The organism is Zoogloea ramigera (assembly GCF_006539865.1).
GTDB classification, from domain to species: Bacteria; Pseudomonadota; Gammaproteobacteria; order Burkholderiales; family Rhodocyclaceae; genus Zoogloea; species Zoogloea ramigera.
In genome coordinates this window covers 50,781-63,695 of record NZ_BJNV01000021.1, presented here as the reverse complement: position 1 = coordinate 63,695, position 12,915 = coordinate 50,781, and the positions used below count along the sequence as shown (strand labels likewise).

The window sequence follows — 12,915 nt, the reverse complement described above, 5'->3', positions numbered from 1 at the left end:
GCCTTATGCGCTGACCACGTTCTCACGCATGGCAGCATCACCAGTCAACGTCCAGCCAAGCACAGCGATGCGGTCGGGCGCCGCTGCCTGGAACTCAACTATCCTCCGGAGACCGCACTCGGTGTCGCCCGGGTACTCCCCGCCCACCTCTCCGAACGAGAGATCGGCGTTATCCGGATTACGGATCTTGTCGCGCATCTGCGGTACGAGACCCACGGAGTGCCTGCTCATGATCTCTACGAGTTTGATGACGAGGTCGCCGATGAGGATGAGGTCTCCACGTTTGATCCGTGGTTTGATCGCGCCTCCCTCGCCTCCCCTATCCTGCTCGAGGGGCTAACTACTGCGGCCGAAAAGGGGGACGCCAACGCCCACGACGCCTTAGCCCTCATCCACGCCCCCTCGGACGATCCCTTCGATGAACCGAGTTCTGGCAGTGAGTACTGGTACAACGAAGGACGTAACGGCCGTGTACTCACAGGCGTGGAAAAGGAATGGGCAGACGCATACTCGGTCGCGCTCCATAGTGACGGGAAGTACGAACACCACCTCCGGGCCGCCGGCGCACTTGGCCATGAAGCCGCCTTGCTCGAAATGGCAGATCAGTTTGGTGATCCAGCCTTCTTCGAGCAACGAACCACCTTGTCCTCCAGCATCGACGCAGCGTATGTTGCTGACCTCGCCGAACAACTCGGCCGGCGCCAGAATGCATGGCGCTACTGGACGATGGCAGCGCAACACGGTGATACCGAAGCCATGCGAGAGCTGATCGAAGGCTATGATCGGTTGAACATGCAGCAGTGCTGGACCTGGTTCTATCTAGCCAAACTGCTCGGCACCGATCTGTCGAAGGATGAATACCGGGTAATCAACGAAGGTGGCTCGGACTATGATGACGATGTCGGCGGCCCAACCTATGTCAGCGGCCGAGACGGCGTGGCACTGGAACCGGTAGATGGAGATCAGAAAGCTGCGGCTCAACAAGCTGCCACCAAGCTATATCAAGCCATCAAGGCTAATTACGAGGGGTAATCGAGGCTGACGAATCAATCGCCGCATATTCTGCGGCGATTTTCACCCGCTTTCACCGCAATCCGACCCTGCACCCGCTATCGCTGGCGCGCCTCTCACCGAAAGTTCACGCTCCCAGTCCGGCCGATAAGTCTCATCTAGCCTCGAAACAACTTGGGTTGTGCAGTTACTGCGGAGCAGGCTGTCCTTAATGAACAGAAGCCACACCAGTCACGATGGCATCGCCGGGCTGCTTTAGTTGCCCAAGTGTAACCCATGGACTACACTCAGCTTATGCTTGGAATCGTTCAAAGCACGACCTTCTCACGCTGGCTGGCCAAGCTGAAGGATCGAGCGGTCATCATGCGCATCAATGCCCGGATCCGCCGTGTGGCAGAAACCGGTAACTTTGGTGATGCCAAGCCGGTCAGAGATGGTGTCAATGAAATTCGTATCGATTACGGCCCCGGTTACCGGCTCTACTACTTGCAGCAGGGCCCGATCATCGTGGTGCTGCTTGCCGGTGGGGACAAGAGCACCCAGGACGCCGATATCAATCGAGCGCTCGAGATTGCGAAGGAGTGGAAACCATGAGCGAACAGTTCTCCCGTTGGGATCCTGTTGATCAGCTTCAATCCGAAGAAGACATGGCGATGTATCTGGACGCTTGCCTGGAAGAAGATCCGGGTGACGGCAGCGTTGTGCGTGCTGCACTCAATGACATCGCCCGGGCCCAAGGCATGACCCAGTTGGCGAAGGCTACGGGAATCACCCGTGAAGGCCTCTACAAGGCGCTCTCACCCACCGGCAACCCGGAGTTCTCGACGATCCTGAAGGTCATCAAGGCACTGAAGATCAAGCTCCACGCGTCAGCCGGCGGCGAGCCGTTAGCGGCTGCATGAGCGGGACGTGCAATAACAAACTGTCCCCGCCTCCGGTTGCGGAACTGGAGGCTCTGCGTACCCAACCTGATGAGGCCATCGACTACTCAAGCATTCCGACGAGCACTCTGGCGGAGTGGCGGCAGGCTCCAATTAGGCAGTTTTGCCGGCCGCTCAAGAAGCCCTCCGCCGGTTCATCGCTGGGGTAAGCTCGGCCATCTGGTTCATCTCTGGTCACGCGAAATCGACCGCGTCGTACCGGGCGGCGCCGCCAAGCCCTTGGAAATCCAGACCAGGCCTCCCATACGCGGCGACACTTCTCCGGACTGTTAATCCGTAGGCTCCCGGTTCGAGCTCAGGTCGAGAAACCAAGACAAGCGCGCAGAAAAGTCGATCCGCAAGGTCTGGTTTTTTGTTGTCGGCTTGATTGCGGAATCCCAGGCTGCCCATGCCATATAAACCGGTGAAGGCCGCCCCTCGGGGTCACACGCCAAGCACGCCCGCCGGCCACCGCGGGAATCGAGCGCCCCCTCATGACGTCCGACTTCCCGTCTGCGATAATGCGGATGCCCAGGCTCGCCGAACGCGATGTCTGCACAAAATCCATCTGCCCGGCGCGGATAGCAGCTTGATCTGCACCCGTCAGCCTCAATTCATTCAAACCTGCTCCGCCCATGTCCCGCCGCAAACGCTCAAGCCTCGCCGAAGACCTCGTTGAGCTCGCCGCCCTGCTGCCCTGGTGGCTGTGCCTGACCCTCGCACCGGTCAGCTACGCCGTGCTGCACCCCTATGCCACCGCCCCCGTGGTGCTCAACCCGGTGCCCGGCCAGATGGGATCGATGATGAACGAGGCCATTCTGAAGGGTCTGGCAACGGGCGGGCAGTACATCCTGCCGATCATCCTGGTGACGGGCGCGCTGGTCTCCTTCCTCGGGCGCCGCAAGCGTGAGGCCCTGGTCCGGAGCGTCGCCGACAACGCCTCGGGCTGCGCGCTGCACAGCATGAGCTGGCAGGACTTCGAGCTGCTGGTCGGCGAGGCCTTCCGGATGCGCGGCTACGCGGTTGCCGAGACCGGCGGCGGCGGTGCCGACGGTGGTATCGACGTCGAGCTTCGCAAGGGCAACGAGCTGTTCCTGGTCCAGTGCAAACAGTGGCGGGCCTACAAGGTGTCGGTCACCGTGGTGCGGGAGCTTTACGGGGCGATGGCGGCGCGGGGGGCGACCGGCGGCTTCGTGGTCACCTCCGGCGTGTTCACCAAAGATGCCGAGGCCTTTGCCAGGGGCCGCAACATCGAGCTGATCGACGGCAGCGCGCTGGCCGGGTTGATAGCGCGGGTCAAGGACCAGCGGCCGGCTGCGATGCCCGGCCCGCCCCCTGCGGAAATGCCCGCCGCCAATGCTCCGCCCGTTTGCCCCCGGTGCGGCAGCCCGATGGTGCGCCGCACGGCGCGCCAGGGCGCCAACGCCGGCAATCAGTTCTGGGGCTGCGGTAGCTATCCGAAATGCCGCGGCATCCGCGCGATCGGCTGAAAGCGGCCCCCACCACGACGGCATGGCGCGACGATACGACGTTGTTCTTTACGCGGGACAGCTATCGCGCCTAGTATTACAACTCTGCCGAGGCATCGAGCATATCCATCGCCCCAGGAGGTCACATGACCAAGCCGAAGACGCCATCCAAGCCCAAGACGCCACCCAAGCCCAAGAGCCCACCCAAGGCCAAGCCCCTGAAGCAACCTACCGCCAAGGAGCTCAAGGAGGACATCGAGTTCCTGCTGGCACTCAAGGCCATGCCTCCCGAGAAACTCGGCAAGCTCGCTCCCATGGTTGAAGATGCGACGGCTTCCTACGAAAAGATGCTGGCCCTCGAGAAAGAGGTGGCCCGTGCCGAGGCGGTCATGGCCGCCGCCAAGAAAAAGTTGCACGAAAGTCACATGGCCATCGTCGATGCCAGAATCGCCGCCATCCGCAACTCGGCTCCGGGGGAGTACGACCTGGACGACGACGAGGAACCGCTCCCGGGCGAGTACGTGCCCGGCGGTGGCTCGTCCCGCCTCCATTAGCTGCGCCCCACCGGCGGGCCTCGACCTGAAAGCGGTAGCCTGACACGCCCACGGACACGTTCAGGCAGGAGTCCTGGCGCGAAACGACAACCTGGCAGGCCAATGCAATGCCTGCAAGGCGAAGCGATAAAGGCAGGCCTCAGCCCGGCTGTGCCAGCGGCTGCATGGCGCCCTCACCCGTGGGGCAACGGCAAGAGGAAGTGGAAGAATCCGTGCTTACGTGTTTCTCAAGACTGTACGAAGCGATCAACCGCCGTGCCTTACCCTGGCGCTTCGATGCCGGGCGACAAGCCCGACGGGCCGCAGCCCTGCGGGGCTGAAGTCGGCCCCGCCCGGTTCATCGGCGCGACGGCCCGCCGGTAACGAACCACCCCCAGCCATCGAACACCCACACCGGCCACAGCCACAGGCAGGCCATCACGATCAGCGCGCTGCGCCCCCCGTCCCCATCGCCAGGCTCCCGCAAGGCGGTCAGGTAGCGGCACATCGACAGAAACGAGGCGTGAGCCCGGAAGGCGATCAAGGACGACAGGGCCGCCATCAGCACGGCAAACAAGGACAACGCGGGGCTCTCGGCCCCTGCCGCGCCTGACAGGATCGTCGCGGCAGGCACCACGCCGAGGATAAGCCGCTCTCCTGCCGCCCGACGCGCGCGGCCGGCCAGTCTGAGGCTCTCCCAGCGAGGCTCCAGGGCCAGCATCCCGATCCCACCCGCGAAGCCCAGCGGGAACCAGACCAACGCCGGCTCCGGCAGCGCCGTCAGCGCGATGAGCGCCGGCCACAGCGTGAAGCACGGCAGCGGCACCAGCCAGCGTGCCGCCGGCAGGCAGACACGCACGGCAAGGAGCAGCACAACGCCGAGCCCGACCGACCAGATCGGCAGCAGATAGAGCATCGGCCGGCTGACATGGGGCGCCAGCAGCGCGAAGGCGGTCTCGGGAAACTCGGCCACGCTCAGCGAGGCGTACCAGGCCAAGCATGCGGCAAGGCCAGCCAGCCCGACCCGGCGCGCGGCCACCGCAGCAAAACCGGAGGGTGCCAGCGCCACCCTTCCCCGCCGACGGCCCGGTGCGCTGCACATCCATCTCAACACCAGGGACTCGCGGCCCTCAAGCGGGGGCTGGCCGCTCATGGGGCGGTTTGCGGCTCGAGCCCGGGCAGATATTTCTGCGCCGATTGGCTGAACGCCTTGAGGCCCTGGGCCACCGGCTTCTGCCACGGCAGCGTGGCCCAGCTGGCCGCCAGCACCTGGCTGGCCGTCTCCTTGGTGCCGGCGTTCCAGTCCAGCACGCGGGTCAGGGCGCTGTCCGGCGCGACGGCCGATGAAATATTGTTGGCCGTGTCGCTCCAGATGAAGTCATTGAGCGTCCGCGCACCTTCGGTTTTATCGACCAGGCGGAACAGCGCCGAATTGTTGGCGGCATTACGCAGCGCGCCCGCACCGGCGCTGACTTTCCAGGCCTTGGAGACCGCCTTCAGGGCGTTGGCCCCCGGCACGGTGCCCAGCAAGGCGCCGGCGCGCTCCATTGCCGACAGATCGTCGCCGGTGTACCAGTCCTTCCCGGAGATGAACTCGTAGGCGGACAGCACGTTGCCCACCACCGGCACGGCAGAAACCGCCGACGCGGCCGCCTCGATCAGGGGCTTGCGAACGTTGCGCGGCAGGTTGACGGCCTGGGCCGCCTTGCTGGCGCCCCTGGCGATGGCGTTCGACGCCGCTGGCGCGTGCTTGGCAAAGCTGTCCAGCAAGCCCTCGGCGGCAAACTTCGAGAGATCCTTCAAGAAGTCATTCAGGAACTTGCCACGCTCTTCATCCTTCGCCGCGCCGCCCTGCTCCTGCACCGGCACCGCGGTGTCGCTGATGGCGGTGATGTCGTTGGTCGCCGAGGTCCCCTGCTTGGGCGCGACGGGCTGGGCAAACCAGTCCAGCAGCTCATAGTCGAAATCCTGGCCGGAGACATTCACCACCTGGACCTTGGGGCTCAGGGTCGCGTCACCGGTCGAGCGGGCGGCGACGTTCGGCGCGAGCATGGTGTATCCAACACCCTTCCCGCCCGGCATGGCCTGGCCCTGGCGGATCAGCTCCTGGAGCAACTCGTTGGCGGCGGCGTCCCGGCGGTTGTTGTCGAGCAGCTGGTTCGGGTCGATGTAGCGATCCAGCTTGGTGCTCTTCATGACCTTCTTGATCAGGGCGCGCGCCAGCATCTGGCTGTTATGGTAGCTGGCGAACGCACGCGCACCGCCGGGCATCGCCTCGTCCATCTGCGCCAGGGCTTTCTGGCTGATGTTTTTTGCCCAGCTCGATTCCGTTCCGGCCCCCATGATCGCCCAGGTCAGGCTCTGGGCGCTGCCTTTGTTTTGCGGCAGGGCGGCCCATTTGCCGACGGCCTGAAACAGCGGCACCAACTCCTTGGGGACCCGCTCGGAGACGTGCCAGATCTCGAAGGCATCGTCACGCCCCGGCGCGGGGAGCGAGGGGTCCATGCAATAGCCTTTCTGCACGTAGGACAGCATGTGACCGTGGGGAATCGTCACCACGGTTCCGCGCCGCTCCACCTGCCGGCGCGGCGCGGCCGGCTTGCTGCGGGCCGTCTTGAGCGTCTGGGTGTCCCGCTCCTGGGCGGCGATTTCGTTGAACAGGGTGCGCAGGACGCCTGCCACGGCGGGGCCGACCAGCGTCGCCGTATCCTCGTAGCTGATGCGTTGCCCCGGCGCCAGGGACGCCAGCAGCGTCCGCTTGGTTTTCTCGTAGCCCTTTGCCGCGGCGATCAATGGCGCGGAGAGACCCTGGGGTGCTTGCGCCGGGACGACCGGCTGCCGGTTGTCGACCTGCCTGAAGATTGCCTGGGAGGCGGCGCGCGCCTGTGCGCCCTTGCGTTCGAACGCTGGCACCCTGGGCGTCAGCACGCTGTCGTCCTCCGCCGCCAGCTGGCGCAGCGCCGGAGGCAGGGTTTCGCAACCGGTCAGCGCAGAGAGGCCGACCGAACCGGAATAGATCAGCGCCTTTCGTCTATTGCGAAAAAACGCTTCCTGCTGGGCAGGCGAGCGCCTGGCCTGGGGTGAGGTCTTCTTTGAAAACATGACGATCCTGAAAATGCGCAGCGGCGTGCCGAAGAGAAAAATCGGAGCTTATGGGGTGGGATGGGCCGCGACAGCGGCAGCGCCCTCACATCGCTGATTGCGTACCGGGCGGACGCGGCAAACGGGGGCTGGCGTGGGCGCCCGGCTACTCGTGTGCGGCCCCGGCTTCGGCGTCGGAAAAGCGCCGGGCGATGGCCTGGAACTCGTCCTGGATGGCCAGGAAGGCATCGACGACGTCCGGGTCGAAATGTTGACCGCGGCCCGCGACGATGATCTCGGCGGCCTGCGCGTGGGACATCGCAGGCTTGTAGATCCGCCGGCTGATGAGGGCGTCGTAGACGTCGGCCAGCGCCATCAGGCGGGCCGACAGGGGGATGGCGTCGCCCGCCAGCTGCTGGGGGTAACCCGAGCCGTCCCATTTCTCCTGGTGGGACTGGGCGATATCCTTGCTCATCGACAGGAAGTCCACCTGCATTCCCAGCAGCTGCTCGGCGTGCTCGATGGCCTGCCGGCCCAGGGTGGTGTGGGTCTTCATGATCTCGAACTCTTCCGGGCTCAGGCGCCCGGGCTTAAGCAGGATGGAGTCGGGGATGCCGACCTTGCCGATGTCGTGGAGCGGCGCCGACTTGAACAGCATCTCGATGTAGCGCGGGGTGAGGATGGCGGCGAGGCCCGGGTTCTCGCACAGGCGCCGGGCCAGCGCCTTCACGTAGAACTGGGTGCGACGGATGTGGTTGCCGGTCTCCGAGTCGCGGGTTTCGGCAAGCGACGCCAGGGTGTGGATGGTGACGTCCTGGATGGCCCGGATCTCCCGCGTGCGCTTGTCCACCTCCGCTTCGAGGAAGGCGCTCTTGTCGCGCAGGAAATCAGCCTGCGCCTTGAGCGCCAGGTGGGTCTTGACGCGGGCCAGCAGCACCGGCGGGTTGAAGGGCTTGGTGACGTAGTCGACGGCGCCCGCCTCCAGGCCGGCCCGCTCGGCTTCGGCGTCGGCGCAGGCGGTGAGGAAGATCACCGGGATGTCCCGGGTGGCCGCCTGCAGCTTGAGCTGCCGGCAGACCTCGTAACCATCCATCCCGGGCATCATGATGTCGAGCAGGATGAGGTCGGGGGGAGGCGCCGCGGCCGCGATCTTGAGGGCCTTGGCGCCGCTGTTGGCGAGCTTGACCTTGTATTGCTTGCTGAGCAGGTCGTTGAGCAGCGCCAGGTTGTCGGCGGTGTCGTCGACGGCCAGCAGGGTGGGTTTGATGAGGGTGTCGTGGGTGGTGTCCATGGTCGCCTCCCGGCGTGTGTTGCGTGTCAGCTCGATGGCGAGCCAAGTGCGTCGCCGCATGCGCGAAGCGCGTCACGGGCGAGGTCGAAGTCGAAATCGGCCAGCGCCGCAGTTACGGCCCTGGCGTGGGTGGGGCATACCGCATCGAAGTGCCCGGCGTGCGCCTCCCAGAACCCGACGGCGGCGCCATCGGAGTCGGCCAGCAGCGCGTCGAGCTGCTCGATGACGAGCGTGAGGGCCGGTGTGTCCGGCGGCTCGCCCTCCGCCGCCGTGGCCTGCACCGGGCTGGCCTCGCCCAGCCCGCCGAGGCCGTCGATCACCGGTTCGAGCTGGGCCAGCACCTCGTCGAGGCGGGCCTGGAGTGCATCGCCCGGGGCGCCCTGGTGGCACGCCAGCTCAAGCCGCGATGCGGCATCCTGCAGGCTGCGCGCGCCGATGGTGCCGGCGGTGGACTTGAGCGTGTGGGCGCAGCGCTCCTGCCCGGACGGGTCGGCCGCCTGCCCGGCCTCGGCAAAGCGCCGGGCGAAGTCTGCCTGCCCGGCGCGGAAACGCAGCAGCATCTTGCGGTAAAGCCGCGGGTCACCCTGGGCCAGGGCCAGCCCGGCGGCGGTGTCGACTCCGGGCAGGGTCGGCGGCACCGACGCGGCAGAGGCCATCGCGGGGGCATCCTGCGGCGCCGGGCTCGCCGGGGCCCGGGAGGCGGCGGGCTGTATCCATCTGGCCATGGTGGCAAACATCACCCCCACGTCGAGGGGCTTGGCGATGTGGTCGTTCATGCCGGCGTCGAGCACCTTCTGCTGGTCGCTGGCCATCGCGTTGGCGGTCATCGCCAGCACCGGCAGGTGGCGCAGCAGCGGGCTGGCGCGGATCTCGCGGGTAGCGCTGTAGCCGTCCATCACCGGCATCTGGCAGTCCATCAGCACACCATCGAAGTCGCGGTCGCGGGCCAGGATGTCTAGCGCCTCCTGGCCGTTGTTGGCCACGACAACCAGCAGGCCGGCCCGATTGAGCAGCTCGACGGCGAGCTCCTGGTTCATGTCGTTGTCTTCAACCAGGAGCACCCGCGCGCCGCGCAGCCGGGCCACCGCGGCCTCGCAGTTGTCGATGCGGCGCGTCACGTGGGTGTCGGCCATGATGCCCTTGTCGAGGGCGCGGCCGATGGCCTCGAGCAGCGTTGACGGCGAGGTGGGCTTGTTGAGGACGTTCTTGACGTGCACACCGCTCTTCTCGATCTGGGTGAGGACGCCGTCACGCCCGTAGGCGGTCACCATCACCATCGCCGGGATCGCGAAGGGGTACTCGGCCTCGACCCGGCGGACGGTCTCGACGCCGTCCATGCCGGGCATCTTCCAGTCGAGCAGGAGCAGGCTGTAGGGCTGCTTCGCCTGCGCCGCGGCGCCGATCTTCTCGAGGGCCTCGGCGCCGGTGCTGACGACGTCGGTGTCGAGCCCGAAGGAACGGGTCATGCTGGCCAGGATCTCCCGGGCCGAGGCGTTGTCGTCCACCACCAGAACGCGCACACCGCGCAGCTCGTCGGCGTAGAACATGCGGTAGGGGTAAGGGTTCTTCTGAACGCCGAAGCGCGCCCGGAAGTGGAAGGTCGAGCCGCGCCCGAGGTCGCTTTCGACCCACAGCTGCCCGCCCATCATCTCGACCAGGTTTTTGGAGATCGCCAGCCCCAGCCCTGTTCCGCCGTAGCGGCGGGTGGTCGAGGCGTCGGCCTGGTTGAAGGCCTCGAACAGCTGGGTGGTCTGATCCCTGCTCATGCCGATGCCGGTGTCCTTGACCCAGAAATGTAGCTCGGCCCCGTGCTCGTCCTGCGAGACGACCTCGACACCGATGACGACCTCGCCCTTTTCGGTGAATTTGGCGGCGTTGTTGCCGAGGTTGATCAACACCTGGCCGAGCCGCAGGGGGTCGCCCACGAGGGCGGTGGGCAGGTCGGCCTTGACGTCGAAGAGCAGCTCGAGGCCCTTCTCCTCGGTCTTCAGGGTGATCAGGTTGGCGAGGTTGTCCATGACGTCCTCGAGCCGGAAATCGATGGACTCCATGACCAGCTTGCCGGCCTCGATCTTCGAGAAATCCAGGATGTCGTTGATGATCCCCAGCAGGTTCTGCCCCGCCCGTTCGACCTTCTCGAGGTAGTTCCGCTGCTGGCGGTCGAGGTCGGTCTGCAGCGCCAGGTGGGTCATGCCGATGATCGCGTTCATGGGCGTGCGGATCTCGTGGCTCATGTTGGCCAGGAACTCCGACTTCATGCGCGTGGCCTCCTCGGCTTCGTGGCGGGCACGCTTGATGGCCTCGGTGGCCTGCCGCTCGTAGGAGACATCCTCCATCAGCCACACCACGCCCTCGTCGGGGTCGTCGGGGTCGACGGCGCTGCCGATAAGGTGGCACTGGAAGGTCGAGCCGTCCTTGCGCTGCAATTCAATATCGCCCTGATAGGTTTCGCCCCGCTCGATGACCGGATAGGCCTCGGCGCCGATCGCCTGGTAGTGGGCATCGTCGATGTGCAGCACCCTGGCGTTCTGGCCGAGCAGCTCGTCGGCCCTGTAGCCGAACAGCTTGAGGAAGGCCGGGTTGGCATGCACGATGGTGCGGCGCTTGAAGAGCACGATCCCGGTGCGGGCCGATTCGAAGATCGCCGTCTGCTCGCGGTTGGCCTTGTTGAGCGCCTCGGCCGCGGCCTTGCGTTCGCTGATGTCGAGGATCGCGGCAAACACGCTGCGGCCATGGCCTTCGAGGGCCGGCAGGCGGTCGAGGATCAGCTCGAGGGGGATCACGTGGCCGGCCTTGTGACGGCCCACCACCTCGCGCACCAGGATGCCCTCGTTGACGTGGCTCGTCCCGCGGATGAAGCCGTCGCGCAGCGCGACGTGGCTCTCCCGCCGGTCGAGGGGCAGCAGGGTCTCGATGGGCTGCCCTTCCAGCTCGCTGCGGGCGTAGCCGAGGAGGCGCTCGACCGTCGTGTTGCACAGCGTGACGTGGCCCTCTTCATTAACCACCAGGATCCCCACCGGCGCCGATTCGATGATGTTGCGATACCACGCCTCGGTGGTCTGGATCTGCCACTGCTGGGTGGCCAGGTCGGCGGTCTGCTGGGCCAGCTTGTCGGTCTGGAGTTGTAGCGTGTGGGCCTGGCGCTGGGTTTCGGCCAGCAGATCCTGGGTGTGCAGGGTGCGCTGCAGCACCATCAGGCGCGGGGTGACGGCTTCTGAGAGCTCCTGCACCAGCGCCCATTGGGTGTCGTCGGGCGCGCTGAACAGCGCCAGCTCGAGGACGCCGACGACGAGATCAGCGTCTTTCAGCGGGACGAGCACCAGCACACCGGGCTCCTTCTCGCCCAGCCCTGAGGCCAGCAGCAGGTAGCCCGCCGGCAGGTCGTGGATCACCCGGGGCTGCGCGTCGCGAGCAGCCTGGCCGAGCAGCCCCTCGCCCAGCACGAAGCGGCGTTCACCCAGCGCCTGCTCCTGCACACCCCAGCCGCCGCAAAAGGTGCAGGCGTCGGTGTCGCACAGGTAGAGCGCAGCGGCGCCTCCGCCGAACATGGGCATGAGCGGCGTGAACAGGCGCTGGGCGAAGTCGGCCAGGGTGTCTGCCCGCTGCAGCGACGCGCCGATGTCGGCCAGACCGCTGCGCACCCAGCGTTGCCGGGCGGCTTCGGTGCTGGTGCTGCGGTAGCGGTCGAGGGCCCGCGCCAGGTCGCCGATCTCGGTCTTGTTGTCCAGGTGGGCGATCTCCGCCCCCAGCTTGCCGGCGGACATCTGCTCGGTGCTGGCCGTCAGCCGGATCAACGGCAGGATCAGCTTGCGCCGCACGAAGATCAGCGACACCGCCCAGAACAGCAGCAGGTTGGCGATCAAGAGGCCCAGCGCAGCGCTGGAGGCCAGGGACGCCTCCCGGCTGATCAGGTTGATGTCATCCTCCAGCCGCTGCAGCAGGGCGGCGCGCAGCTCCAGGGCGGCGTCGAATTGCGTCGCGACGAGGCTACGGAACTCCAGCCCGGACACCATCTCGGTGGCCTTGGCAAGCTGGCCGCGCTGGGCCGCATCGACGATCCGCGCCGACAGGGCCAGATAGCTGTTGTAGCGCTCCTGCAGGCGCTGCAGGCTGAGGCGCTCGTGCTGGTTGAGCGGCGCACCGCGGAGCAACTCGAAGGCCGCCTCGCGCTCGAGGCCCATCGTCAGCTCGGTCTGGAACTGGCTGCGCTGGGCGATATCGCCGGTGGTGGCGTACAGGTGCAACGCGCTGTTGGTCTTGTACAGGCTGCGCTGGATGTGCTCGAGCCCTTGCGAGATCTGGGCCCGGTAGTTCTGGGCCTGCAGGCGCGCATCAAAATAATGCAGCGACAGCGCATACGAGCCCAGCGTCAGGGCCGAAACCAGGGCACTCAGCGCAATGAGCCAACGATGAACGCGCAGAATCGACATTTGGACTCGCCTTTACACAAATACCCACATCCAGAGACACCCGCACCGACCACCGCATGGTCGAAAATTTGGGCTTCAGCCAGCCGTTTACGGCACGACTGCGCCAATCCGAAGGGTGCCTGGACGTATATAGTGAAGAGCCCATGTGGCAGACAGCACATCGGGCACAGCTGTCTGCCC

9 protein-coding genes are annotated in these 12,915 nt (G+C 66.0%); 5 read left to right on the top strand and 4 right to left on the bottom strand.

Translation table 11 applies throughout. The features are described 5' to 3' along the window. From ZRA01_RS20500 to ZRA01_RS08020, 5 genes are all read left to right on the top strand, one after another. A partial coding sequence (locus tag ZRA01_RS20500) for a hypothetical protein (protein ID WP_170182921.1) occupies nt 1–1,032 on the top strand: 1,032 nt, incomplete at its 5' end. Nucleotides 1,033–1,287: 255 nt separating this feature from the next. Next, on the top strand, nt 1,288–1,605 hold the full coding sequence (locus ZRA01_RS08035) for a type II toxin-antitoxin system RelE/ParE family toxin (RefSeq protein WP_246093445.1): 318 nt from the start codon (nt 1,288–1,290) through the stop codon (nt 1,603–1,605). Further along, on the top strand, nt 1,602–1,913 hold the full coding sequence (locus ZRA01_RS08030; protein WP_141351063.1) for an addiction module antidote protein: 312 nt from the start codon (nt 1,602–1,604) through the stop codon (nt 1,911–1,913). The genes ZRA01_RS08035 and ZRA01_RS08030 overlap by 4 nt, the downstream gene beginning before the upstream one ends. A 653-nt stretch (nt 1,914–2,566) precedes the next feature. Next, nucleotides 2,567–3,421 carry a restriction endonuclease gene (locus tag ZRA01_RS08025; RefSeq protein WP_141351061.1) on the top strand — a complete coding sequence of 285 codons (855 nt, stop codon included), beginning with the start codon at nt 2,567–2,569 and terminating at the stop codon, nt 3,419–3,421. Nucleotides 3,422–3,546: 125 nt separating this feature from the next. Continuing rightward, complete coding sequence (locus ZRA01_RS08020; RefSeq protein ID WP_141351059.1) at nt 3,547–3,954, top strand: hypothetical protein; 408 nt, start codon at nt 3,547–3,549, stop codon at nt 3,952–3,954. Nucleotides 3,955–4,291: 337 nt separating this feature from the next. Here ZRA01_RS08020 and ZRA01_RS08015 read toward each other — a convergent pair whose 3' ends face one another. The 4 genes from ZRA01_RS08015 to ZRA01_RS08000 form a co-directional block, all read right to left on the bottom strand. Then, on the bottom strand, nt 4,292–5,086 hold the full coding sequence (locus ZRA01_RS08015; protein WP_141351057.1) for a hypothetical protein: 795 nt from the start codon (nt 5,084–5,086) through the stop codon (nt 4,292–4,294). Continuing rightward, the gene (locus ZRA01_RS08010; RefSeq protein ID WP_141351055.1) at nt 5,083–7,035 is read right to left on the bottom strand and encodes a pre-toxin TG domain-containing protein; all 1,953 of its coding nucleotides are present in this window, start codon (nt 7,033–7,035) and stop codon (nt 5,083–5,085) included. The genes ZRA01_RS08015 and ZRA01_RS08010 overlap by 4 nt, the downstream gene beginning before the upstream one ends. Before the next feature lie 145 nt (nt 7,036–7,180). Then, nucleotides 7,181–8,305 (bottom strand): response regulator, encoded by a 1,125-nt coding sequence (locus ZRA01_RS08005; RefSeq protein WP_141351053.1) that lies wholly within the window; start codon nt 8,303–8,305, stop codon nt 7,181–7,183. A gap of 26 nt (nt 8,306–8,331) precedes the next feature. Further along, on the bottom strand, nt 8,332–12,735 hold the full coding sequence (locus tag ZRA01_RS08000) for a response regulator (RefSeq protein WP_141351051.1): 4,404 nt from the start codon (nt 12,733–12,735) through the stop codon (nt 8,332–8,334). Between the last annotated feature and the right edge of the window lie 180 nt (nt 12,736–12,915).